The 24250-nt window shown below is 33.7% G+C and carries 23 protein-coding genes; 12 read left to right on the top strand and 11 right to left on the bottom strand.

Going from position 1 to position 24250, the window contains the following annotated elements:
* Nucleotides 1-59 precede the first annotated feature (59 nt).
* From ACN0TY_RS03525 to ACN0TY_RS03490, 8 genes are all read left to right on the top strand, one after another.
* A complete protein-coding gene (locus tag ACN0TY_RS03525) occupies nucleotides 60-1292 on the top strand; it encodes a serine hydrolase domain-containing protein (protein ID WP_417443375.1) in 1233 nt (410 codons plus the stop codon).
* Between the two features lie 123 nt (nucleotides 1293-1415).
* Entirely contained in the window at nucleotides 1416-1895 is a 480-nt protein-coding gene (locus ACN0TY_RS03520; protein WP_417443374.1) for a hypothetical protein, read from the top strand.
* Between the two features lie 26 nt (nucleotides 1896-1921).
* Nucleotides 1922-2461, top strand: coding sequence for a DUF1697 domain-containing protein (locus ACN0TY_RS03515; RefSeq protein WP_417443373.1), 540 nt, complete (start codon nucleotides 1922-1924; stop codon nucleotides 2459-2461).
* A gap of 128 nt (nucleotides 2462-2589) precedes the next feature.
* Complete coding sequence (locus ACN0TY_RS03510; RefSeq protein ID WP_417443372.1) at nucleotides 2590-3420, top strand: hypothetical protein; 831 nt, start codon at nucleotides 2590-2592, stop codon at nucleotides 3418-3420.
* A gap of 183 nt (nucleotides 3421-3603) precedes the next feature.
* Nucleotides 3604-5160 carry an NAD(P)/FAD-dependent oxidoreductase gene (locus ACN0TY_RS03505; RefSeq protein WP_417443371.1) on the top strand — a complete coding sequence of 519 codons (1557 nt, stop codon included), beginning with the start codon at nucleotides 3604-3606 and terminating at the stop codon, nucleotides 5158-5160.
* Between the two features lie 10 nt (nucleotides 5161-5170).
* Nucleotides 5171-5356 carry a hypothetical protein gene (locus ACN0TY_RS03500; RefSeq protein WP_236957661.1) on the top strand — a complete coding sequence of 62 codons (186 nt, stop codon included), beginning with the start codon at nucleotides 5171-5173 and terminating at the stop codon, nucleotides 5354-5356.
* Nucleotides 5349-5840 (top strand): MepB family protein, encoded by a 492-nt coding sequence (locus ACN0TY_RS03495; RefSeq protein ID WP_417443370.1) that lies wholly within the window; start codon nucleotides 5349-5351, stop codon nucleotides 5838-5840. Before ACN0TY_RS03500 ends, ACN0TY_RS03495 begins: the two co-directional genes overlap by 8 nt.
* A 7-nt stretch (nucleotides 5841-5847) precedes the next feature.
* Nucleotides 5848-6705, top strand: coding sequence for an RluA family pseudouridine synthase (locus ACN0TY_RS03490; RefSeq protein WP_417443696.1), 858 nt, complete (start codon nucleotides 5848-5850; stop codon nucleotides 6703-6705).
* Between the two features lie 36 nt (nucleotides 6706-6741).
* Here ACN0TY_RS03490 and ACN0TY_RS03485 read toward each other — a convergent pair whose 3' ends face one another.
* The 8 genes from ACN0TY_RS03485 to ACN0TY_RS03450 form a co-directional block, all read right to left on the bottom strand.
* Entirely contained in the window at nucleotides 6742-9201 is a 2460-nt protein-coding gene (locus ACN0TY_RS03485) for a TonB-dependent receptor domain-containing protein (protein WP_417443369.1), read from the bottom strand.
* Nucleotides 9202-9300: 99 nt separating this feature from the next.
* Nucleotides 9301-10587 (bottom strand): sensor histidine kinase, encoded by a 1287-nt coding sequence (locus ACN0TY_RS03480; RefSeq protein WP_417443368.1) that lies wholly within the window; start codon nucleotides 10585-10587, stop codon nucleotides 9301-9303.
* Nucleotides 10584-11258 carry a response regulator transcription factor gene (locus ACN0TY_RS03475; protein WP_417443367.1) on the bottom strand — a complete coding sequence of 225 codons (675 nt, stop codon included), beginning with the start codon at nucleotides 11256-11258 and terminating at the stop codon, nucleotides 10584-10586. Before ACN0TY_RS03475 ends, ACN0TY_RS03480 begins: the two co-directional genes overlap by 4 nt.
* 188 nt (nucleotides 11259-11446) lie before the next feature.
* Nucleotides 11447-12763: a Fe-S cluster assembly protein SufD gene (sufD, locus tag ACN0TY_RS03470; RefSeq protein WP_236957656.1), complete on the bottom strand. Its 1317-nt coding sequence runs from the start codon at nucleotides 12761-12763 to the stop codon at nucleotides 11447-11449.
* A gap of 223 nt (nucleotides 12764-12986) precedes the next feature.
* Nucleotides 12987-13739 carry a Fe-S cluster assembly ATPase SufC gene (gene sufC, locus ACN0TY_RS03465; protein ID WP_236957654.1) on the bottom strand — a complete coding sequence of 251 codons (753 nt, stop codon included), beginning with the start codon at nucleotides 13737-13739 and terminating at the stop codon, nucleotides 12987-12989.
* A gap of 93 nt (nucleotides 13740-13832) precedes the next feature.
* Nucleotides 13833-15278, bottom strand: coding sequence for a Fe-S cluster assembly protein SufB (gene sufB / locus ACN0TY_RS03460; RefSeq protein ID WP_236957653.1), 1446 nt, complete (start codon nucleotides 15276-15278; stop codon nucleotides 13833-13835).
* A 50-nt stretch (nucleotides 15279-15328) separates the two neighbouring features.
* The gene (locus tag ACN0TY_RS03455) at nucleotides 15329-15691 is read right to left on the bottom strand and encodes a four helix bundle protein (RefSeq protein ID WP_236957652.1); all 363 of its coding nucleotides are present in this window, start codon (nucleotides 15689-15691) and stop codon (nucleotides 15329-15331) included.
* 49 nt (nucleotides 15692-15740) lie between these two features.
* On the bottom strand, nucleotides 15741-16070 hold the full coding sequence (locus ACN0TY_RS03450) for a HesB/IscA family protein (RefSeq protein WP_236957651.1): 330 nt from the start codon (nucleotides 16068-16070) through the stop codon (nucleotides 15741-15743).
* 626 nt (nucleotides 16071-16696) lie between these two features.
* Between ACN0TY_RS03450 and thiL the strand changes: the two genes are divergently transcribed.
* Entirely contained in the window at nucleotides 16697-17761 is a 1065-nt protein-coding gene (thiL, locus tag ACN0TY_RS03445) for a thiamine-phosphate kinase (RefSeq protein WP_417443366.1), read from the top strand.
* A 96-nt stretch (nucleotides 17762-17857) separates the two neighbouring features.
* On the opposite strand, the gene ACN0TY_RS03440 is transcribed toward thiL, so the two are convergent.
* The 3 genes from ACN0TY_RS03440 to ACN0TY_RS03430 all read right to left on the bottom strand — a co-directional run bounded on the left by ACN0TY_RS03440 (nucleotide 17858) and on the right by ACN0TY_RS03430 (nucleotide 20355).
* Complete coding sequence (locus ACN0TY_RS03440; RefSeq protein ID WP_236957649.1) at nucleotides 17858-18094, bottom strand: hypothetical protein; 237 nt, start codon at nucleotides 18092-18094, stop codon at nucleotides 17858-17860.
* A gap of 51 nt (nucleotides 18095-18145) precedes the next feature.
* Nucleotides 18146-18925, bottom strand: a complete 780-nt coding sequence (locus ACN0TY_RS03435) for an alpha/beta fold hydrolase (RefSeq protein WP_417443365.1) — start codon at nucleotides 18923-18925, stop codon at nucleotides 18146-18148.
* A 137-nt stretch (nucleotides 18926-19062) separates the two neighbouring features.
* Nucleotides 19063-20355, bottom strand: a complete 1293-nt coding sequence (locus tag ACN0TY_RS03430; RefSeq protein ID WP_417443364.1) for an aminopeptidase P family protein — start codon at nucleotides 20353-20355, stop codon at nucleotides 19063-19065.
* A gap of 173 nt (nucleotides 20356-20528) precedes the next feature.
* Between ACN0TY_RS03430 and ACN0TY_RS03425 the strand changes: the two genes are divergently transcribed.
* The 3 genes from ACN0TY_RS03425 (at nucleotide 20529) to ACN0TY_RS03415 (ending at nucleotide 24233) form a co-directional block, all read left to right on the top strand.
* On the top strand, nucleotides 20529-21395 hold the full coding sequence (locus ACN0TY_RS03425) for a hypothetical protein (protein WP_417443363.1): 867 nt from the start codon (nucleotides 20529-20531) through the stop codon (nucleotides 21393-21395).
* A gap of 161 nt (nucleotides 21396-21556) precedes the next feature.
* On the top strand, nucleotides 21557-22216 hold the full coding sequence (locus ACN0TY_RS03420; RefSeq protein ID WP_236957645.1) for a succinate dehydrogenase cytochrome b subunit: 660 nt from the start codon (nucleotides 21557-21559) through the stop codon (nucleotides 22214-22216).
* 13 nt (nucleotides 22217-22229) lie between these two features.
* Entirely contained in the window at nucleotides 22230-24233 is a 2004-nt protein-coding gene (locus ACN0TY_RS03415) for a fumarate reductase/succinate dehydrogenase flavoprotein subunit (protein ID WP_236957644.1), read from the top strand.
* The last annotated feature ends 17 nt before the right edge of the window (nucleotides 24234-24250 follow it).

The following is a 24250-nucleotide window of genomic DNA, read 5'->3' as shown; positions in this document are numbered from 1 at the left end:
CGGTTGTTTACTTTAACTATCCAAAACTGAATATTATCAGTGGATTTTCAGCAAAAAACATGTGTTCTTGTGTTTTTAATGACGGTAGAAGTCAGCAATTCACAAGAAATAACGACAATAATTTTGCGCCTGTCAACTTAGCAAAGAATAAGATTAATAAAACAGCCAATTCGGTTACCGCTAGTGTTTACGGATTAAAATCGCGTACTGCCATTTACCGTAAAGGATTAGGATGTGTGTTACTACCAATAAATTCAGATGTAGAAAAAATTAAAAGTGCGAAAACACCCATCCGAAATACGGAGAAAATTAATCGGCCGTATCCGTATGGTGATTTACAGCAAAAAGATACTTTCTTCTCTAATATAGATTATGAGCAAATCGATGAGATTGTAAATGCTTCTTTCGACAACAATGAGATTCAGAAAACACGTTCTGTATTGGTTATTTATAAAAATCAGATTATTGCTGAAAAATATGCCGACTCCCTAAACAAAGATTCTAAACTCCTCGGTTGGTCGATGACAAAAAGTATTATGGCTACACTTTATGGGATTCTCCAATATGAAGGGAAGCTCAATGTAAACGACCCTACAAATATTAAAGCTTGGCAAAACGATGAACGTGCAAAAATTACGTATAACGATTTGTTACACATGAGCAGCGGCTTAGCGTGGAACGAAGATTATGCCACCATTTCTGATGTCACCAAAATGCTTTTCCTAACAGATAATATGGGAAAAGTACAAGAAGAAAAACTAGCAGAAGCTGCTCCAAATAAACAATGGAATTATTCCTCTGGAACTACAAATCTATTGTCTTCTTTATTGCGAAAAGAATTTAATAGCTATAAGGAATATCTAAACTTTCTGTACCAAAAGCTTATCGATAGAATTGGAATGAAAAGTATGTTTATTGAAACTGATGCTGCTGGAACTTATGTAGGTTCTTCTTATGGCTGGGCAACTACTCGCGATTGGGGGAAATTTGGTTTGCTATATCTCCACAATGGAAATTGGGACGGCGATCAGTTATTTGACAAGAATTGGAGCGATTATGTAGCGGAACCAGCACCAAATTCTGATGGCCTCTACGGAGCACATTTTTGGCTCAATACACCAGATAAAATGCCTCATGCACCAATGGACACCTATTATGCCGATGGTTTTCAAGGCCAGCGTGTGTATATCGTTCCATCAAAAGATCTTGTTGTAGTAAGAATGGGATTAGCTTCTGGCGATGCCTTTGATTTTGATTGGTTTTTAGGCGGTATTTCTAAAGGAATAAATTAAGTTTAACTATAAAATAAGGAGCTCTTCCGTAGATAAATGGATACAAAGGAAAAAATAAATTGTTCAAATTGTGATGTTGAAAACTTTGCGAATGCAAAATATTGCTCAAAATGTGGTCATACTTTGCCGAAACAAAAGTTAGAAACGACTGAATATATAACTCCACAAAAAGAAAATAAAAAGAAGGGTAATACAAAGAAAATCACTTCTATTATAGTTGGGGTAATAGCTGCTATTCTAAGTTTTTATTTTGTTCAAAAGCTCTTTAGTCCTTCTGCTTATGATGAAGTATTAGTGCAGGTTTCCAACGAAATTAATAAAACTTGTCCGTTTATGGTCGATCAAGACACGCGGCTAGATAATTCTGTGGTCCTCCCAAACAATACACTTCAGTATAATTATACATTGGTGAATCTAGAAAAATCTGAACTTAATATCGATGAGTTTAAAAGCAATATCGAGCCAAATATTATAAATTCTGTGAAAACGAATCCAGATATGGCCGATTTTAGAAAAAATGAAGTGACTTTAAAATACGATTATAAAGATAAAAAAGGCGTATTCTTATTCAACATTAAGGTAACTCCTGAGGATTATAAATAATAATAGACATAAAAAGAAACAATTATATGCAGCGAAAAATTGCAATCCTAAGAGGGATAAATGTTGGAGGAAAGAGAAAAATATTGATGTCGGATTTAAAAGCGATGTTTGAAGCCTTGGAGTTTTCTAATGTCGTTACATACATCCAAAGCGGAAATGTGATTTTCGATTCTAAAGAATCAGCACATACAAAACTAGCGGAACAAATAAGAGGTGCTATAAAAAACAAATTTGGATTTGAAGTTCCTGTGGTAATAAGAACTGTAAAAGAATTAAAACAAGCAACAGATTCAAATCCATATTATACTAGTAATTCAGATATAAATAAACTCCACCTTACTTTCTTAAATGAATCTCCTTCCGAAGAAAATATAAAGGAAACAGAGCGTTATGATTACGCACCAGATTTGTTTACAATTAAGGATAAAGATGTTTTTATTTATTGCGAAGGGAAATACCATCAATCAAAATTATCAAATGCCTTTTTTGAGAAAAAATTAAAAGTTGAAGCAACAACTAGGAACTGGAAAACCGTTTTAAAGTTAGTAGCATTGGGTGGTAATTAGCACTAAAAACTAGAAGTAACAGAAGTCCTATTTCCTACAAATTCAGGAATAATTCATCAAAAAAATAAATAAAAATGTAGATTATTGACTATATTTGAACTCCCCTTAAATTCAAATTCATAGCAATAATGCGCAATATTATACCACTATCGTTATTAATTATTCTTCTAATTGGCTGTAACGAAACTAAGAAAAGCACTCCTTTAAAATTAGATGATGTCTATTTTTCGTCGGCTGATACTTTGGAGTATTCAATTGATAATGAAGGTACATTAATCGGGGAAGATGCTCTAAAAAATACATTTTCTTTAACCTTTTGGAATACGGACACATTGATGTTATGGGGAAATCAACCTCTTAATAAACATTTATATCTTCTAAATTTTAAATCTGGGAAAGCGCATAAGGTAAAAACAACAACGCATGCCACTCAAGAAGATCCTATCTTAGGAAAACTAGAACTTACGGCGATTGAGCCTTCTCTATTTCGAGATAATATAAATCTAGACATCGCTGTTATTCCTAACACAAAAAATATAGATTTTAAACTGATAGATACTCATATCATAACCGATGAGCAAACTAGAAAGGAAATGGATCAACGGTTAAAGACTACTGCGAATCTAGCTTCACTTTCCAATGAACTAAATAAAGCGGCTGTTAGTCGGTTTCCAGAAATGCATGTCGCAAAAAACAAACATATTGAGGTAACAATAGCTTCCTACCGCTCTTCGGATGGCTCTACATCGGGACCACGATTTGCAATTTATAATGACCTTGTATATCCATTAACAGGTGCGTGCTCACTACAGAAATTGACCACATATACCATAAACGGTATTTTTTATATTAAAACAGGAACTAGATGTTGTAATTGTGGTGAAGTAGAAGATCTAATTTACAAAATAAACAACAACGAATTATCCCTTGACTATAGCGATAAAAGTAGATCTATATAACAATGCGGCTTTGATTATTAGTCGAAAAATCTTCTACTAGAACACTTAAAGCAATTTAAATAAACTTCTGCTTTTGTTTATTTTACACTAAAATAAAAGAGGAAATACACTTTTAGATTGACCTGCATAGCTTTAAAAATTTTATGCTGACAAAAACTGATTTCATTTGCGTAATTTTGCTTCATGATAAAAGAGATTCAACTCCGTGTTAACCTTACTGAAGAAAAGCAAGAGGATATTTTATTGTATAAAGCATCCAAGCAATTAGGAGTTTCTAAAGAAGAGATTTCAGCAGTAAAAGTATTGCGAAAATCTATAGATGCTCGTAAAAGAGATATTATCTTTAATTATAAAGTAGCGGTTTATTTAGGAGAGAAACCCTCTGACAACCCTGCTTATACTTTCGATTATAAAGATGTTTCCAATGCAAAAGAGGTACACATTATTGGTTTTGGACCTGCTGGAATGTATGCAGCACTTCGATGCATAGAATTAGGCTACAAACCGATAGTTTTAGAACGTGGTAAGAATGTACAAGACAGAAGGCGCGATTTAAAAGCTATAAATCAGGAGCATTTTGTAAATGAGGATTCTAACTATTGTTTTGGAGAAGGCGGCGCTGGAACTTATTCTGACGGGAAACTATATACTAGAAGCTTAAAACGTGGAGATGTAAGAAGGATTTTTGAGAATCTAGTATACCACGGAGCTACAGACCAGATATTAGTAGATGCGCATCCTCATATTGGAACCAATAAACTCCCTAAAATCATTCAGAATATCCGTGAGAACATTATAAAATATGGCGGAGAAGTACATTTTGAAGCCCGAGTTGTGGATTTTATAATCAAAGACAACAAACTAAAAGCTATACAATTACAAAGCGGTAAGGAACTCTCTGTTAATGCTGTTATATTGGCAACAGGGCATTCTTCTAGAGATATCTACGATCTATTGCACAAAAAAGACATCGCTTTAAAGGCAAAATCTTTTGCCATGGGCGTACGTGTAGAACATCCGCAAGAGATTATCGATAGCATCCAATATCATTGTTCTGGAAAAAGAGACGAATTATTACCAGCTGCGGCATATAGTTTGGTTCATCAAGTTAACGAACGTGGCGTATATTCTTTCTGTATGTGCCCTGGTGGCTTTATTGTCCCAGCAGCTACTGCCAATGGAGAAGTTGTTGTAAACGGAATGTCTCCTAGCAAAAGAAACAATAGGTTTGCAAATTCTGGAATCGTTGTGGAAATAAACATAGAAAAAGACCTCTTTAAATATGATAAATTCGGTCCTTTAAAAGGGTTAGAATACCAAAAAGATTTAGAAAAATTAGCATTCAATGCTGGAGGAAGGAGTCAAGTAGCACCAGCACAGCGTTTGGTAGATTTTGTAGAAGGTAAAATTTCACCTACTTTAAACGACACTTCATACCAACCGGGATTAAAATCAGCACCACTGCATTCATTATTACCTAAACTTATAGGAAGTAGATTGCGTAAAGGTTTTGCCGCTTTTGGAGATAAAATGCATGGTTATTATACCAACGAAGCTAATATTGTAGGTGTAGAATCTAGAACCTCATCTCCTGTAAATATTCCGAGAAAGGAAAATTTAGAACATCCACAAATTGAAGGTTTATTTCCGTGTGGAGAAGGAGGAGGTTATGCTGGCGGAATTATTTCTGCAGCTATGGATGGAGAACGCTGTGCTGAAGCAGTTATAGCGAAATTTTAAATTTATTGAGATGGCAAAAAAGGGAAAAGCAAAAAACACTGTCAACAAGGCCAAACATACCAAGTTGATGAATCAGAAAATCAATAAACAAAAGAAGCAAAAACTCCAACATAAAGAGCGCCTAAAAGCGATTATTAAAAAGGCGCAAGAAGAGAAATCTCTTCAGCTAAAAGATATAAACTCTAAAAATGAATAAAAGTCTCGAAACGATAAAGGCCGAAGTTTACGCGCCATGCAATTTTAAATTTTCCGATTTTAAACCTGCATTAGAAAGTAAAGAATATAGTGCTTGTACTTTTAAACTTAATGGCCTAAATATTATCTATAGAGACGGTAAAGTGACTCCTAAAAAGGCTGGACAATTTGTTACTTTTTGGAAACGAATTGAGAATAAGTCAATAGCACCTTTTCATACAATTGATGAATTTGATTTTTTTGTTGTCACCGTAAAATCAGCAAATGAGATAGGGCAATTTGTATTCCCTAAATCAGTATTAATAAGAAAAGGAATTATTTCTACTGAACATAAAGAAGGAAAAAGAGCTTTTAGAGTCTATTCCCCTTGGGACCGGCCACAGAACAAACAAGCACAAAGAAGTCAGCAATGGCAAACTGATTATTTTTACCCCGTAAATAAAGACACTAATCTTAGTGCCGTAAAAGAGCTTTTTAAAAAATAAAACTCCCATTAATAAAACAGAAAAACATATTGTCCCTGAGCTGCTTCATCCAATTCGATTACAGGAATATGGTGTCGGGATTTTTAATAGTGCCCTCACTAAATCTGCATTAAAAAAGGCTATAAAAAAAGAACTTATTACCATAAATGGAGCTCTTGCTAGCACAGCAACTTTTATAAAAGGAGGAGAAACTATTCAAATCTCTATTCCCGAAACAACAAAAGCGAAGAAAGAACTTATTTTTCCACTTCCTGTATTATATGAAGACGAATACCTAGCGGTTATCCATAAGCCTGCAGGTATTTTAGTAAGCGGAAATAGCTTTAAAACAATCGCGAATGCTTTGCCTCAAAACTTAAAGAAAAGCACGCTTATCGACGCTGCTATTCCTCAGCCTGTACACCGGTTAGACTATCCCACAACTGGTATTTTATTGACTGGAAAAACAAGCAATAGTATTCGTATACTGAACAAACTTTTTGAAGATAAGAAGATTCAAAAAACATATTTTGCTATTACCATTGGTAAAATGGATTCTAAAGGGGTAATTACAGCTACCATAGACGGGAAAAAGTCTAAATCGAAATATAAAGTTCTAAAAACTGTGCCTTCAAAACGATTTGGAAATCTCAATTTAGTGAAACTAAAACCTAAAACGGGACGAAAACACCAGTTACGAATTCACTTGGCCAGTATTGGTAATCCTATTCTGGGAGATAAAGAATATGGAAAAGAAGGCTTAATTCTAAATGGAAAGGGCTTATATCTCCATGCATATTCTTTAGAATTCACGCATCCTTTTACCCAACAAAAGCTATGTTTAAAAAACGAGCTACCCGAAAGATTTAGAAAGGTAATTGGATAATGGGTTTTTAGGCCTTTATATCTGAGTTAGCATACTTCAAAATTTATAATTATAACCAAATCGAATTACCTGCGTTTCGTAATAATCGGAGCTAGTATACGAAAAATCATTTCCTTCTATCTCCTTCTTTGTAACCATTGTATTTAATAAATCTGTAGCATTAAAATAAAATTCACCTTTTCCTTTTTGAACAATCTTTTTTATTCCTGTATCCAAAGAGAATCTACTATCTATAGTCCCTTGAGGAATAATATCGGGAGCAAGATAAATAGCTGTTAATTGTGCTTCGATACTATTTCCTATTTTAAACTTGCCATTTAATTTTATATTTCCCGAATATATATCTTGCTCATCAGCAGTAAAAGAATTCTCTACTGGGTATTGATTTACAACCGTAAAAGCATCTATTTGATTATAATAGCCATTAAGATTTAAATCCAAAGCTATTTTATCATTTAATTCCTGACTTACTACAACTTCAACTCCTGAATTATAACTATTACCTGCATTTTGAGAAATGTTATATATAAGATTGGTATTATCTACAGTAGTAGCAATTCTTGTAATCGTTCCTTCAGAAGCACGATGATATATTGCTCCATAAAAATAACCAGCGCTCCAATCCTTTTTATAACCTAACTCAAAGCTATTGGTAAACTGAGGTTGTAAACTAGGATTCCCAACCTTAATTATTTCAGCATCGTCATATTTTGGAAAAATTCTAATATCTACCTCATCAGGACGATCCACTCTTCTGTTATAAAAAGCAGAAAGTTTGTTACTATCATTAATTTTATATGTTAAACGAGCATTAGGAAATAGTTCTAAATAATCATATCCATCACTTTGGTAAGTATTATGGTTTGGATCTACATCATATTGCAAATCTGCATATTCTAATCGCATTCCTATTTCAGCTTCTAACTTTTTTATTTCATATGTATAGTTACCATAAAGTGCAGGGATTATCTCTTTATAAGTAGCCTTTCCATCAGCTCCAGTATCTAATACAGAATTTTCTTCAGATGGATTAAACTGCATATCTGTTGGAATGGTCCTGCTACGAAATTTAAAACCAGTTTCTAATAGACCATGCTTTAATGGCTTTGTGTAGTCTAAAGTAAAATCTGCTACTTTTTGATCAGCAATCAAGAAAAAGGATTCTTCTGTAGTAAATGAAGGCATTGTGTTTTCAAAAAAATATTTTTCATCTTCCCTATCAAAAGTGTAATTAAAAGCGACGTCTAATGTGTGGCCTGGCTGTTTAAATTTATGCTCGAAAGCAACAGACCCCATAAAAGCAGTTAACACTTCATCTTCTAAAAATTGCCAAAGTCGAAGGCGCTCATTTGTATAACCATCAAAAAAAGGTTGATCACCATAATCTTTAATCGATTCCTGACTAAAAAAACCTGACACTGTTAGTGTATTATAATCATTTATAAACCAATCTACCCCAGCATTGGTTGTGAAAAAATTGGTATTTCTATTTCGCTTGAGCTGTTGGTTAGTAATAGTACCATCGTCGTAAATTCTAGTAACAAACTCATTCTTATTTAAAGTTTCGGTATATAAATTATCTGCTTGCAAGAAGAAATTCACCTTTTCCTTTCTGTAGTTAAGTGCTATGGAAGGATTAATCTTGGGAGTCATTTTGTATTGTGGTCGGATTCCTGGGAGATTCTCTTTACGCTCCCAAAGTGCTCCAAGTCCTGTCGACATACCTACTTTACCACTCCATCCTGTTTCTGATTCTTTTTTTAATATGATATTGATAATCCCCGCATTACCATTAGCGTCATATTTTGCTGAAGGATTATTAATTATTTCAATTTTTTCTATTGCTGAAGCAGGGAGATTATCAAGTCCGCTCTGATTTCCAAAACCAGTTATTGCGGTTTGCTTACCATCTATCAAAATGACAACTTTACTACTACCCCTAAGCTGTACTTGTCCATCTTGAGTAGTTATTCCTGGGAGATTACTTATCGATTGCAAAACACTTCCTCCACCTTGACTAATATTATCAGCTACTCCGTAAGTTTTTTTATCCATAGCTCCTACAATAGCTTCTTGCTTTGCAGTAAGAACAACTTCGTTTAATTGCTCAATCTGAGCTTCCATTTCTATAACACCAATGTTGATATATTTAGAATTAGCACCAATAAATAGTGGCTCTACATGTTTTTTGTATCCAGTATATGAAAGTTCCAAAACATAATCTCCAGATTTTACTTCAGAAAAAGTAAACAATCCATTATCATTAGAAATAGTTCCTTCGATAAGTTTAGTTCCTGTTGGCGATTTTATTTGTACAGTTACAAAAGGGAGTGTTTCTCCTGAAGCTACATCTTTTATACTTCCTGAAACGTTCACTAGGGAATCTTGTGCATTTCCGTAAGCAAAAAACAGAAGCATATAAAATAATATGGCAACCTTGGTTCTTACTCGATAATCGAACTTTAACGTTCTTAGATACTTTATTGTATTGGACATTTGGCGATTGAATTGATATTAATTACTCATACTCACAACACCTTTAAAAGATATTGGAACGACAAACATCAAACAAGAATTAGAAGAAATTTAGAATGCCTAAAACTTTACTGTGAAAATATGATACGAGTCTTTAAAATTATATGTTACATCCCAGTTACTCTTATTAGTAATCTCTTTAATTATAGCAAGCCCTAAGCCACTGCTTACTTTTTTCTGAGAAGTACTAGAAAACCGCTTAAACAACTTATTATTATCTAATTCTTCAGCTCCAGAATTCATGATTTCAATTGTAGAATCATCACTAGTAATAATAATTTCTCCATTTGAAGCAGTGTGTCTAATTGCATTGGAAAGCAGATTATGAATAAGCGTTTCTAATAAAAACGTATTTGTATTAACTATAATAGACTCTTGTATCTTATTTTTAAGAGAAAGCTTCTTTTCATCTATATAATCTTCAAACAACAAAAGTGTATCCTGTATTAAGGCTTTTACATCAAGATCCTTTTTTTCACCATATGAATAATTATCAACCTTGGCTAGTACCAATAGATTTTTATTAATCCTTGATAATCGTGAAAGAGGCCCCTCTATATTATTAAGAATCTGGGATGTGCTTGAGTCTAACCCCTTTTGCTGAAGCAATGAATCAACTTTTGATTTAAGTAGTGCAATAGGTGTTTGCAACTCATGTGAAGCATTTTCAATAAACGACCTCTGTTGTTTATAAAGATCGATATTATGGTTTATCATAACTTCTAAAGTATCGTTTAGAGCTTTAAATTCTTCAATTTTTGTAGACGAAAATTTAATTTCCTTATCATCAGAAACTTTAAAAGTCTGTAACACTCGCAGTGTATTATAAAATGGTTTCCACGTTTTAGCGGCGATATATTTATTTAATAGTATGAATCCAACTATCAGAATTACAAAAAATACCAGCGTTATAGAAGCTATGGCAATAAAGGTTTCTTTAGATTCTTCAACATTAGTTTCTATAGTCACAACATATGGCTCGCCGTTTATCACAACATGAGATGTTAAACCACGAAATCTATCTTCCCCATTATCAAAGTCGTATTTATTAGCTCTAATTACTTCGTAAATACTATCCTTAAAAACAGTATTGTTTATTGATTTCTTTATTGATACTCCAGGCTGAAGCTGCCCCCAAATGTAATTTATCTGCTCCACCTCATCAGTAGTAAAGTTTTTAGACTGAAGCTTTTGTTTAGTATGTTGCAGTGTAAGCCAGTTATTTTCATCCAACTCCGTTGTCCATATATAATCCACCACTAATACGTACACAGGAATACTCACAATTAAAATTATCAAAGCATATATAGCAAATGCTTTTAGAGGCTTGTGAAGTAACTTTGTCATGACTCCCATTTATATCCTGTTCCGTAAATAGTTTTTATATACTCCCCATAAGATTGTTCTTTTAATTTTCGCTTTAGGTTTTTAACATGTGCATAAACAAAATCATGACTATCAAACATATCTGCAAAATCTCCAGAAAGATGTTCTGCTAAAGCTCCTTTAGAAAGCACCTTGTTTTTATTTCCCATAAAGAAAAGCAGTAAATCATATTCCTTTTTTGTTAGATTAATATTGGAATTATTTACAGCTACTATTTTAGCATTTAAATCGACCGTTAACTCATTTTGCATAATTAAATTGCTACTATCAAATTGCTGTCTCCGTATTAAAGATTCAATTCTTGCAGCTAATTCTGCTAAGTGAAAGGGTTTAGCAAGGTAATCGTCGGCTCCTAGTTTTAAACCCTTTATCTTATCATCTGTAGAGTTTTTAGCAGAAATAATAATAACGCCGTCTTGCTTATTTATTTTCTTAAGTGTTTCTAAGATTGTTAATCCGTTACCATCTGGTAACATTATATCTAATAAAATACAATCGTAATTATAATCATGAATTTTCTGTATAGCGGATGGATAATCTGACACCCATTCGCACAGGTACTGCTCTCCAGTTAGATAATTAATTATATCTTCTGCTAGTTCAACTTCATCCTCTATTATTAGAATTTTCATGACAGCTAATAAACGTGTTAATTTAGAAGAAATTTTGAACTTTTAATATAATTCTCTTTCTTCTTTTATAAACTCCCTCATTCTACAGTTGTTTTTCATTAATAAAATCATGTATAGGAAAGTAAGAAACACAAAAAACCCGAATACTCATAATGAATATTCGGGTTTTAAACTTCTAAAAGTTTCTTTTATAAATCGAAACCTAAATTAACACCTAGCTTAAGGGCTATTAATTTATTAATACGTGTTTTTACTTCTGGAATTTTAACGCTTTCTAGTACGTTATTTGCAAAAGCATACATCATTAATGCACGTGCTTCTTTTTTAGGAATTCCACGAGATTGTAGGTAAAATAGAGCTTCATCATCTAATTGTCCGATAGTACAACCGTGTGAGCATTTTACATCATCAGCAAAAATCTCTAATTGTGGCTTTGCATTGATAGTTGCTTTTTCATCAATTAGGATATTATTACTCTGTTGGAAACCATTGGTTTTCTGAGCCTCTTTCTCTACAATAATACGACCGTTAAAAACACCCGTACTTTTATCAGCATAAATCCCTTTATAATCTTGGTGGCTCTCACAATTTGGCGTTGCATGATGCACAAGTGTACTGTGATCTACATGCTGCTTATCTTGAGTAATTGTGATTCCTTTTAACGTAGAATTTATATATTCTCCATTATGTAGGAACTGTAAATTATTACGTGTTATTTTCCCTCCAAAAGAAAAAGTATGCACAGAAGCATGACTATTTTTTTGCTGAGAAATATAAGTATTATCGATTAATGAAGCATTTTCATTATCATTCTGAATCTTATAATAATCTACAATACCACGTTTATGAGTGTATATTTCTGTAACAGAATTTGTAAGCACAGGATTGTCTGTTAAACTCTGGTGACGTTCTATAATCTGAACATGAGCATTCTCTCCAACAACAACCAAACTACGAGGCTGTAACATAATAGAAGACTCTTTTCCTGTAGCTAAATGAATAATCTGAATCGGTTTATCTACAACCTTTCCTTTAGGTATATTTATAAAAGCACCTTCACGAGAAAAAGCTGTATTCAGCGCTGTTAGACTTTCATCCTTTTTTGCAATCTTATTAAAGTAATTCTCAATAATAAGTCTGTACTTAGGCTTTGTAAGCGCAGAACTCATTAAACAAGCATCTAAACCTTCATGCGATGTTTGTGATAAATGAGAACTATAGATACCATCTATAAATACAATCTTATAGCTATCTATATCATGTATAAAATATTTCTTTACATCTTTAAATTCTAAAGCTGACTCTTCCTTAGGAAACACACTATAGTCATTCTTCAATAATGTATTTAGCGAGGTATACTTCCAAGCTTCATCCTTTTTTGAAGGGAATCCTTTTTCCTCAAAGACCTTTATTGCTTCCGTACGAATATCGTGTACTGGATGATGAACATCCACACGATTTTCAAAAGCCATAAACGATGATATTAATTTATCTTTTAATTCCATTTTGTATGCTAGTTTCTGGTTTTCACGTTTACTGATAGTCAGAAAATGACTATGTCCTAAGCTTAGAAATCCAGTTTTTTATTTTTATTTAATAAAAGCCCTGAGAGCTTTTTTTTATATCCATTTTGCTACTACGACAAGCATAACCAACAAAATAGTAGTTAGAATCTAATACAACTCTTTTGCAATCGAGTATTAAAACTAACACCTCAAACTATAATGCTTATACCGCTACTTCCTGCTTAATCCAGTCGTATCCTTTTTCCTCTAGCTCTAATGCTAATTCTTTTCCACCAGATTTTACAATTCTACCGTTTAATAAAACGTGAACATAGTCTGGAACGATATATTCTAATAAACGTTGGTAGTGAGTAATTACTACTACAGCGTTGTCTTTACTTTTCAATCTATTAACACCATCAGAAACAATACGTAAAGCATCGATATCCAATCCTGAATCTGTCTCATCCAAAATAGCTAATTTAGGCTCTAACATTGCCATTTGGAAAATCTCGTTACGCTTTTTCTCTCCCCCAGAAAACCCTTGGTTTAAAGAACGAGAAAGAAATTTACGGTCGATTTCTAATAATTCAGATTTCTCACGGATTTTTTGCAGCATATCTTTTGCTGGCATATCTTCTAATCCTTGCGCTCTACGTGTTTCGTTAATTGCAGTTTTCATGAAGTTAGTAACAGAAACTCCAGGGATTTCTACTGGATATTGGAACGATAAGAAAATACCCTTATGAGCTCTATCTTCTGGTGCCAATTCCGCAATATCTTCATTTAAGAAACTAATCTTTCCTTCTGTAACTTCAAAGTTTTCATTACCAGCAATTACAGACGATAATGTACTTTTTCCAGAACCATTAGGTCCCATTATAGCATGAACTTCTCCTGGTTTCACCTCTAGGTTAATTCCTCTTAAAATTTCTTTATCTTCTACGCTAGCGTGTAAATTTTCAATCTTTAACATATACTTCTAATTATGCTGTTATCTTGTTATCAAGTTATGCTGTTACCGAGTTTGCGTTAAAAATAAATTCCCAAACTCAATACCTTATTATATTTATCCTACGGAACCTTCTAAAGAAATTTCCAGTAATTTTTGAGCCTCAACGGCAAATTCCATCGGAAGTTTATTTAAAACCTCTTTACTAAATCCGTTTACAATCAATGCAATTGCTTTCTCTGTATCAATCCCACGTTGATTACAATAGAAAATTTGGTCTTCTCCAATTTTACTAGTTGTAGCCTCATGCTCTATTTGAGCCGTTTTATTTTTAGTTTCGATATATGGGAACGTATGTGCTCCACACTCATTTCCCATTAATAGAGAATCACATTGAGAGAAATTACGAGCATTGTCTGCTCTACTATTTATCTGAACTAAACCACGGTAACTATTTTGAGATTTCCCTGCGGAAATACCTTTAGAAATAATCGTACTTCTAGTGTTTTTTCCTAAGTGAATCATTTTCGTTCCTGTATCTGCTTGCTGATAATTATTAGTTACCGCAATAGAATAAAATTCTCCAACAGAATTATCTCCTTTTAAAATACAAGAAGGATATTTCCAAGTTACTGCAGATCCAGTTTCTACTTGTGTCCAGCTAATTTTAGCATTTTTCTCACACAATCCTCTTTTGGTAACGAAGTTAAAAACCCCTCCTTTACCATCTTTATTTCCAGGATACCAGTTCTGTACAGTAGAATATTTTATTTCAGCATCATCCAATGCAATCAATTCTACCACTGCAGCATGCAATTGATTCTCATCTCTTGTTGGCGCTGTACATCCTTCTAAGTAACTTACGTAACTCCCTTCGTCTGCAATAACCAAGGTACGCTCAAACTGACCAGTTCCTGCTTGATTAATACGGAAATATGTAGACAATTCCATTGGGCAACGAACCCCTTTAGGTATATAACAGAAAGAACCGTCAGAGAAAACTGCCGAATTCAATGCTGCATAAAAATTGTCTTTCTCAGGAACTACAGTTCCAATATATTTTTTTACTAATTCTGGGTGCTCTTGAATAGCTTCAGAAATAGAGCAGAATATAATTCCTTTTTCTCCTAAAGTCTTTTTGAAAGTCGTTGCAACAGAAACAGAATCCATTACGATATCTACTGCAACACCAGCTAGCTTTTTCTGTTCATCTACAGAAATACCTAACTTTTTAAACGTGTCTAGTAATTCTGGATCTACCTCATCTAAGCTATCGTATTTCGGCTTTTTCATAGGTGCCGAATAATAAGATATAGCTTGAAAATCTGGTTTCTCGTAAGTTACATTTGCCCATTCAGGTTCGTCCATTTTCGTCCAAGCTCTGTAAGCTTCCAAACGCCATTCGGTCATCCATTCTGGCTCATTCTTCTTTGCTGAAATTGCTCGAACGATATCCTCGTTTAATCCAATAGGAAAAGTATCCGATTCAATATCGGTATAAAATCCATACTCATATTCCTTCGTCTCGAGCTCTTTTTTTAATTCTTCTTCGGTATATGCCATACTTTTATTCTAAGTAAATAAGAAAACAGTTAAAAAGTTAAGGAGTTTTATTAGCGCCTTTTAATGTACTTAATGTAATTAGAAAGTTGCTTTGATATTACTATAACTTCACTTCTTAACGACAACCATTTATCTTCATTTATATAATTTGTCTCTTTTAAAATGTTTAATATATTTCTCACTTCTCCAGAGGAGCCTTTAGAAAAATATAAAAACCGTATCAATTCTTTATCCGTCTCTCTTTCAAATCCCTCCGCGATATTATTGGAAATAGAAAGAGTTGCCCGTTTTAATTGGTCTTTAATAGAAAACTCTTTTTCGAGTTGCTTTTCATTCAATAAGTCAAAAATATTAATCGTAAAAAGTAGGGTCAATTTATAAACTTCTAAATCTTCAAAAGTTGTACTCCCCATATTTTATTACATTAACTTTTTACTTTTTTAACTCTTTAACTTTATAATTCTACAACGAAAAACTCTCCCCACAACCGCAGGTTCTTTGAGCATTCGGATTGTTAAAAACAAAACCTTTACCATTTAAACCGCCAGAATATTCTAAGACGGTTCCGATAAGATACAGGAAGCTTTTCTTGTCCACAACAATCTTTACATCATTGTCTTCAAACATTTTATCTTCGTCTGCTTTGCTTTTATCGAATTTCAAATCGTATGACAAGCCACTACAACCTCCACTCTTCACACCTACGCGCACAAAATCCTGAGCTACATCAAAACCACCGTCCGACATTAACTCAGAAATTTTCTTTTTCGCTGTTTCAGAAACTTTTATCATAATAAAATTGTTATTTCTAAATAGTTTACAAAAATATGATATTCGTCACGATTTACCATACTTATTGCATTATTATATTATATCCTTTCATAGAGATTTGTTATGATTTTTAGTAATTCCTTACATTTTCTCTAAGAAGCTTTTTTAATAGTAATAATTGCAATCACTTTCACCCTCTTACTGAACAGCACAAACAGGCTTTCATCTCCACACAGTAGCAGTCTCAATGAGATTAGCAGATAACGTATGCGAGCTTTAAATTCCATTTAAAAACAAAAAAGAATATGAGTATAAAAGCTATGTTTTTACGGTTAATTACTACACAAAAACAGCTCCCCTATATTTTGTTTTCTTATAATTTAAGTAGTTCTCAAATTTAATCAATTTTATTATCAAAAAAGACTTCATTTCTTTCTTAATATGCATTTAACTTTTCAGCTGAAAAAAAATTAAAAACTCACGAGTTTGAGATACTATTTTTAAAACCTATGAAAACAAAATCAAACCAGAAAAAAACCTAAACTTTCGTCCTTCAACTTTTTAACTAACCAAAACATCAAAACTTAAGCTTAGTAGTAGTTTATTTTTTTACTTTATAAACCTTCAACTTTAACTATCTTTGCATCATGATAGAAGACAAAAACCCAAAGCGCACATCGATATCTGAATTAGGAGAATTTGGTCTAATAGACCATTTAACCAAGAATTTTGATATTAACCAATTAAGCACCGTTCGAGGAATTGGTGATGATGCTGCTGTAATTGATTTTAAAGACAAGAAAGCAGTTATTACTACCGATCTTTTGGTGGAAAATGTGCATTTTGATCTTAGCTACATGCCCCTAAAACACTTAGGATATAAAGCTGTTATGGTCAACCTATCTGATGTGTATGCAATGAATGCAAAGGCTACACATATTACCGTTTCTATCGCTGTTTCTAATCGCTTTCCATTAGAAGCTTTAGAAGAATTATATGCAGGAATAAAACTAGCTTGCGACGCTTATAAAGTAGATCTTATTGGTGGTGACACTACTTCTTCTAATAAAGGACTCTTAATTACGGTTACTGCAATTGGAGAAGCCGATGAAGAAGATTTAGTTTACAGAGATACAGCTAAAGCTAACGATTTATTGGTAGTTTCTGGAGACATAGGAGCTGCTTACCTCGGACTCCAAATATTGGAAAGAGAGAAAGAAGTTTTTAAGGTGAATCCTCAGAATCAGCCGGATTTAGATCCATATACATATATTATCGAACGTCAGCTAAAGCCTGAAGCTCGAAAAGACATCCCTGAATTATTAAAAAAATTGGAGGTTAAACCAACTTCTATGATTGATATCAGCGACGGACTTTCTTCAGAGATAATTCATTTGTGCAAGCAGTCTAAAGTAGGTTGTAATCTATATGAGGACAAAATCCCATTAGACCCACAAGTAATTTCTACTTCAGAAGAATTCAATATTAGCAGCACAACTGTTGCTCTTAGTGGCGGTGAAGATTATGAATTATTATTCACAATTTCTCAAGAAGATTTCCCAAAAATTAAAGCAAATCCACATCTATCAATAATTGGTCATATGACACAAGAAAGTGAAGGAATGCATTTAATTACTCGTGGAAACACAAAAATACCTCTTAAAGCAAGAGGATGGAATTCGTTTGAGGATAATGAAGAAGAGAACGAATAACACAATTGTGTGAAATTCGGAAATTACAGGCCGTAAAATCCCTATACATAATCCAAAATTGGAATATGCAGCAGTTCTTATTGAGTGTTTTAGAAATTAAGCAACTGTATGCGCAGCCCTTCTCTTTTTATAAAATCTAGCAAGGGTTTCATTGATTTCCTTCAACTCTGGAGTTAAGATATCCAGGTGTCCAGTTTCGTTTGTTGTGAGCTCACATTTACATGTTTTACATTGATATTCTGTAATGTGAGAAGTTACTTTTTTCGACACTCTATATCGATGTCCAAACATCGAGCACAGCGCTTTTTTTACTGTAGAATTTGAGGTTTTCATTAGATATGTAAATTTTGGGTATCGTGAACTTATACATTATTTACCTAATAATCAAATTTTTCGCAAAAATTCATTGATATTATCGATGAATTGCGATTTGTTCTCAATAAAACTCATGTGTCCATCAGGAAATTCAACTACTTTCACATCAGCTTCTTGTGTTTGACTTACTAAAGAATCGTAATTTAACACAGGGTCCTTTTTACCAATAATCATCATTTTAGCAAAGGGCGTAAAATGGAGTAAAACTTCTCTATCGTTTCTAATTTTCATCCCTTCTAATGCAGCTACAATTCCCTGCAAAGGAGTATTCAATGCTTCCTTTTTAAGCGCCTTTATTTCTTCAGCAAAAAGCTTTCTATTTTTAGGCCTAAATAGATTAGCAATCCCCATCCGAACAAAACTCTTATGATTATGCTTTACCATTTCTATGGCACGATCTCTATTTTTTTTCTTTTCTTCAGAATCTGCGCTTGTTGTAGAATTCACCAAAACCAATCCCTTTACATCATCTGGATAAGCTTCAGCAAAAGCTAAAGCAACATAACCCCCCATAGAATGACCAATTAAAGAAACTCGTCTTAATTTTAAATGATCTAAGACAGCTTTTACCGTTTCTGCCATCATTTCCATGGTATGCACATAACCCAAGCAACCCGTTTTACCATGCCCAAGTAAATCGATCGTAATTACACGATTTCGCTTAGACAACACTTCCCTTAAAGGATTCCAAATCGTGGCATTTTCTAAGAAACCATGAAGCAAAACTACAGCTGAGCCTTTGCCCTCATCTTCAAAAAAAATAGCTGTGCCTTTATAATTTAGCGTCATTTATGAGTCATTATATAAAAACAAAACTGCCAAGTTGAGCGCAATCAATAATTATTTGACCGCGCTCAATGTGACAGGATTATCGTGAATTTGAATGTTGCTATATGTAATCAACATTCAAATTTATAATTCTAAAATTATTTATTCATCCAATCTTCAATCTCATCGACTTCAATAGGAATACCTCCCATTAAATTAAATGGTTCTCCAGATTCCTGAATTACTAAATCGTCTTCTAAACGGATTCCAAATCCTTCATCTGGGATATAAATTCCTGGCTCCACAGTAAATACCATGTTTGCTTTCATTGGTTTTTTCAACGGTCCATAATCATGTGTATCTAAACCAATGTGGTGACTTGTACCGTGCATGAAGTATTTTTTGTAAGCTGGCCAATCTGGATTTTCATTCTGTACATCTGCCTTGTCTAATAAACCAAGACCAAGAAGCTCACTCGTCATTAATTTACCAACCTCTTCATGATACTCTTTCCACATTGTTCCAGGAACTAGCATTTTTGTTGCATCGTTCTTAACTCTTAAAACAGCATTATAAACTTCTTTTTGTCTATCTGTAAATCTTCCGCTCACAGGAATAGTACGCGTCATATCACTAGCGTAATTTGCATACTCTGCACCAGCGTCAATTAACAACAACTCACCTTCTTTACACTGCATTTTGTTTTCAATATAATGAAGAACATTTGCATTGTTTCCAGAAGCTATAATTGGCGTATATGCAAAACCACGAGATCTATTTCTAGTAAACTCATGTATAAACTCCGCCTCAATTTCATATTCCCAAACACCTGGCTTTGTAAACTGCAATACACGTTTAAAAGCTTTCTCGGTAATATTACAAGCCTGTTGCATCAATGCAATCTCTTGAGGCTCTTTAGTACCTCTTAATTCTTGTAAAATCTGGTTACTTTTTTCCCATTTATGAGCTGGGAATTTATTTTTACACCAATCGATAAAACGATCTTCACGTGTTTCTGTTTCTACAGACTGGCGGTAATGCTCATTTGTATTAAAATATACAGTTTCTGCCTCTGTCATTATATCAAAGAAGATTTTATTAAAATCTCCCAACCAATAAGTAGTTTTAATACCGCTAGTTTCTAACGCTTTTTCTTTAGTAAGCTTCTCTCCTTCCCAAACGGCAATATGATCGTTTGTTTCACGAACAAACAAAATCTCTCTATGTTTCTGCTCATGAGCATCTGGAAATAAGACCAAAATACTCTCCTCTTGATCTACACCACTTAAATAGAAAAGATCTCTAGCTTGCTGAAAAGGCAACGTACTATCAGAACCAATTGGATATATATCATTAGAATTAAAAACCGCAATACTATTTGGCTTCATCTTAGCCATAAATTTCTGACGGTTTTTTATAAAAAGATTACTATCTATTAAATCGTACTTCATTTGTGTATATTTTGAATTTCGTCAAAATTAATAAGAATAGAATTTTTTCTTGTTAAACTTCGTATAAAGTTTAACAAAACAGAATAGTAATCATTATAGACAAATCCTATTTTATTCAGAAATATTGAAAAACATTATTATTTTTACCACCTAGAAACCCAAATTTTAGAATCATGAAAAAACTAGCTTTATTGCTTAGTACTACGCTATTATTAATTTCTTGTGCCGATGATGATATTGATGACACAAGAGTTACTAAGAACAATCTCATCGTAAAAATTAAATTTGATGAAAATCAAGAGCGACTAGATAACTTAGGAAGACCATCTACGATTGCAGAAGGAAATGCTGCCCAAACTCCAACTTTAAATGCTTTTAGCGCACATTATTTAGAGTTAGCGCCAACTGCAACAACTCTTTTAGGTGAAGGGACAATAATATACCAAGGTGAAGAAACTACAAAAGGAGGAGATAAAGCCATCGACTTCTCTAAAGCAACACTTATAAAAAATGACGAAACTTTTATAGAAATCCCTTTAAGTGAAGTAAAAACAGGAACCTATGAATGGGTTCGTATTTCTGCTTCCTATCAAAACGGAACTATTAAACTTTTAAACGAAGGACAAGAATACGATGCCACTATTGCAGGCTTTATCGGTTATAACCAATACATCGAATCTTTCGACATAAATGGAAATACGATTGAAGTAAACGATAACAAGCTACAAGGATTTTGGGCTTTTGAAGCAGAAGGATACACACTAACTGGTCAGGCTCCAGAAGGCGCAGTAACAGTTCCAAATCCAATTTTCGAAACCTCTCCAATTCCTCAAGGTTCTTGTGTACTTACAGGAAAATTTGAAAACAGCTTCCAAATTACAGGCGAAGAAACGGAAGATATTGTAGTTACATTATCTTTCTCTATCAACAATAGCTTCGAATGGACGGAAGTAAATAAAGACGGAAAGTACGAACCAGCAGCCGGAGAAAACTTAATAGATATGGGATTAAGAGGTTTAAAAGTAAGTAGTAAAGAATAATACTACGTAAAAATACTTAAATATAACGTTGTAGCGTTTAAAATGAGGAATTTGCAACAGTTACTTTAAACTCATTCTAAATTGCTATTAAAACAGAATCGAAAGTTTGTTAATAACTTAATCGTACTGTATTTTTGTGCGTATTAAATAAAAATTTTCTAATGAGCGGAATGTTAAATTCAACGATAGCAAGAAAAGTAGCCATGGCTCTTTCGGCTATATTCTTATTGATTTTCCTATTACAGCATTTTATCATCAACTTCACATCTGTAATAAGCGAGAATACTTTTAATGAAATATCTCACTTCATGGGAACGAACTTCTTAGTTCAGTTTCTAATGCAGCCAATCTTAATCTTTGCGGTTGTTTTTCACTTTGTGATGGGTTTTATTTTAGAAATAAAAAACAAAAGAGCTAGAAACATCAGTTACAAGAGCTTTAATGCAAGTGCTAACACAACTTGGGTTTCGAGAAACATGATCTACAGCGGATTGGTTATTTTGGCTTTCTTAATTTTACACTTTGTAGATTTTTGGTTTCCAGAAATAAACCATAAATACATAGCGTTTGCTCCAGAAGATCCAACGAGATATTATGGTGAGATGGTAGAAAAGTTTCATAATCCTATTCGTGTCGGAGCATATGTAATTGCTTTTGTATTATTGGCGTTACACTTACTTCACGGTTTCCAATCTGCATTTCAGTCGGTTGGTTTCAATAACAAGTTCACTCCGGGACTTAAAACTTTTGGAAAGTACTTTGCGATTATCATTCCATTAGGATTTATTTTCATCGCCCTTTTCCATCATTTTAATCAATAAAGATTTAAGTATTATGGCAACATTCGATTCTAAAATACCACAAGGCGATTTAGCTAATAAGTGGGTCAATTATAAAAATAGTATTAACCTAGTTAACCCTGCGAACAAACGTAATATAGATGTTATTGTTGTTGGAACAGGATTAGCGGGTGGTTCTGCTGCTGCAACACTTGCAGAGCTAGGATATAACGTAAAAACTTTTTGCTATCAAGATTCTCCACGTCGTGCGCATTCAATTGCAGCGCAAGGAGGTATCAACGCAGCAAAAAACTATCAAGGAGATGGTGACTCTACATACAGATTGTTTTACGATACTGTAAAAGGAGGAGATTACCGTTCTCGTGAAGCCAATGTTTACAGATTGGCAGAAGTTTCTGCTAACATCATCGATCAGTGTGTTGCACAAGGTGTTCCTTTTGCACGTGAATATGGTGGTATGTTAGACAACCGTTCTTTTGGAGGAGTGCTAGTTTCTAGAACTTTCTACGCAAAAGGACAAACTGGACAGCAACTTTTATTGGGAGCTTACGCTGCCATGAACCGTCAAATTAATCGTGGGAAGATTGAATCTTTCAATCGTCATGAAATGCTTGATGTTGTTGTTGTCGACGGAAAAGCAAGAGGAATTATTGCTAGAAATTTAGTTACAGGAGAGATTGAGCGTCACTCTGCACATGCTGTTGTGATTGCTTCTGGAGGATACGGAAATGTATTTTTCTTATCTACAAATGCAATGGGAAGTAATGTAACTGCTTCTTGGAAAATCCATAAAAAAGGAGCTTATTTCGCAAATCCTTGTTACACACAAATTCACCCAACTTGTATTCCAGTATCTGGAGATCATCAGTCGAAACTGACATTGATGTCAGAATCACTTCGTAATGATGGTAGAATTTGGGTTCCCAAGAAAAAAGAAGATTCAATAGCTATTCGTGAAGGAAGATTAAAGCCTACGGAAATAGCGGAAGAAGATAGAGATTATTACTTAGAAAGAAGATATCCATCATTTGGTAACTTAGTTCCTCGAGATGTTGCATCTAGAGCGGCAAAAGAGCGTTGTGATGCTGGATTTGGAGTGAATAAAACTGGAGAGGCTGTATTCTTAGATTTCGCATCAGCAATTGAGCGTTACGGAAAAGAGCAAGCTATTATCCATGGAAATCATAATCCTTCAGAAAAAGAAATAAGAGAATTAGGAGAAAAAGTTGTTGAGAACAAATACGGAAACCTTTTCCAAATGTATCAGAAGATCGTTGACGAGAATCCGTACAAAACTCCAATGATGATTTATCCGGCTGTACATTATACAATGGGAGGTATTTGGGTTGATTATGACTTAATGACAACCATTCCTGGATGTTATGCTGCTGGAGAGGCTAACTTCTCTGATCACGGAGCAAACAGACTTGGAGCTTCTGCGTTAATGCAAGGTTTAGCTGATGGTTATTTTGTATTGCCTTATACAATTGGAAACTATTTAGCGAACGATATTAGAACAGGAAAAATCCCAACAGATACTCCTGAATTTGATGCTGCTGAGAAAAATGTAAAAGATCAAATTGCTAGTCTTGTTAATAATGAAGGAAAACATTCTGTAGACCACTACCATAAGAAACTTGGTAAAATAATGTGGAATAAATGCGGAATGGCTCGTAACGCTGAAGATTTAGCTTCTGCAATTACTGAGATTGCCGAATTACGTGCAGATTTCCATAAAAATGTAAGAGTACCTGGTTCTGCTGATAGTAAAAACAGCGAATTAGAGAAAGCATTAAGAGTTGCAGATTTCCTAGAATTAGGAGAGTTATTTGCAAAAGACGCTTTACATCGTAACGAATCTTGTGGAGGACACTTTAGAGAAGAGTACCAAACAGAAGAAGGAGAAGCATTAAGAGACGATGAGAACTTTAAATATGTAGCCGCTTGGGAATATAAAGGAGAACCTAGCAAGGCTGTATTACATAAAGAAGAATTAGAATATAAAAACATTGAGCTTAAAACACGCTCATACAAATAGATGCAAGTGTTGAGAAA

This window comes from Joostella sp., assembly GCF_048266025.1.
GTDB lineage: Bacteria > Bacteroidota > Bacteroidia > Flavobacteriales > Flavobacteriaceae > Galbibacter > Galbibacter atrarenae.
This window is presented reverse-complemented; position numbering and strand designations above follow the sequence as displayed.

Excerpts from the sequence above, each read along its gene's own strand:
- ACN0TY_RS03525 (WP_417443375.1), top strand. The coding sequence starts at position 60 with ATGTGTTCTTGTGTTTTTAATGACGGTAGAAGTCAGCAATTCACAAGA.
- ACN0TY_RS03515 (WP_417443373.1), top strand. The coding sequence starts at position 1,922 with ATGCAGCGAAAAATTGCAATCCTAAGAGGGATAAATGTTGGAGGAAAG.
- ACN0TY_RS03510 (WP_417443372.1), top strand. The coding sequence starts at position 2,590 with ATGCGCAATATTATACCACTATCGTTATTAATTATTCTTCTAATTGGC.
- ACN0TY_RS03505 (WP_417443371.1), top strand. The coding sequence starts at position 3,604 with ATGATAAAAGAGATTCAACTCCGTGTTAACCTTACTGAAGAAAAGCAA.
- ACN0TY_RS03500 (WP_236957661.1), top strand. The coding sequence starts at position 5,171 with ATGGCAAAAAAGGGAAAAGCAAAAAACACTGTCAACAAGGCCAAACAT.
- ACN0TY_RS03495 (WP_417443370.1), top strand. The coding sequence starts at position 5,349 with ATGAATAAAAGTCTCGAAACGATAAAGGCCGAAGTTTACGCGCCATGC.
- ACN0TY_RS03485 (WP_417443369.1), bottom strand. The coding sequence starts at position 9,201 with ATGTCCAATACAATAAAGTATCTAAGAACGTTAAAGTTCGATTATCGA.
- ACN0TY_RS03480 (WP_417443368.1), bottom strand. The coding sequence starts at position 10,587 with ATGACAAAGTTACTTCACAAGCCTCTAAAAGCATTTGCTATATATGCT.
- ACN0TY_RS03475 (WP_417443367.1), bottom strand. The coding sequence starts at position 11,258 with ATGAAAATTCTAATAATAGAGGATGAAGTTGAACTAGCAGAAGATATA.
- sufD (WP_236957656.1), bottom strand. The coding sequence starts at position 12,763 with ATGGAATTAAAAGATAAATTAATATCATCGTTTATGGCTTTTGAAAAT.
- sufC (WP_236957654.1), bottom strand. The coding sequence starts at position 13,739 with ATGTTAAAGATTGAAAATTTACACGCTAGCGTAGAAGATAAAGAAATT.
- sufB (WP_236957653.1), bottom strand. The coding sequence starts at position 15,278 with ATGGCATATACCGAAGAAGAATTAAAAAAAGAGCTCGAGACGAAGGAA.
- ACN0TY_RS03455 (WP_236957652.1), bottom strand. The coding sequence starts at position 15,691 with ATGGGGAGTACAACTTTTGAAGATTTAGAAGTTTATAAATTGACCCTA.
- ACN0TY_RS03450 (WP_236957651.1), bottom strand. The coding sequence starts at position 16,070 with ATGATAAAAGTTTCTGAAACAGCGAAAAAGAAAATTTCTGAGTTAATG.
- thiL (WP_417443366.1), top strand. The coding sequence starts at position 16,697 with ATGATAGAAGACAAAAACCCAAAGCGCACATCGATATCTGAATTAGGA.
- ACN0TY_RS03440 (WP_236957649.1), bottom strand. The coding sequence starts at position 18,094 with ATGAAAACCTCAAATTCTACAGTAAAAAAAGCGCTGTGCTCGATGTTT.
- ACN0TY_RS03435 (WP_417443365.1), bottom strand. The coding sequence starts at position 18,925 with ATGACGCTAAATTATAAAGGCACAGCTATTTTTTTTGAAGATGAGGGC.
- ACN0TY_RS03430 (WP_417443364.1), bottom strand. The coding sequence starts at position 20,355 with ATGAAGTACGATTTAATAGATAGTAATCTTTTTATAAAAAACCGTCAG.
- ACN0TY_RS03425 (WP_417443363.1), top strand. The coding sequence starts at position 20,529 with ATGAAAAAACTAGCTTTATTGCTTAGTACTACGCTATTATTAATTTCT.
- ACN0TY_RS03420 (WP_236957645.1), top strand. The coding sequence starts at position 21,557 with ATGAGCGGAATGTTAAATTCAACGATAGCAAGAAAAGTAGCCATGGCT.
- ACN0TY_RS03415 (WP_236957644.1), top strand. The coding sequence starts at position 22,230 with ATGGCAACATTCGATTCTAAAATACCACAAGGCGATTTAGCTAATAAG.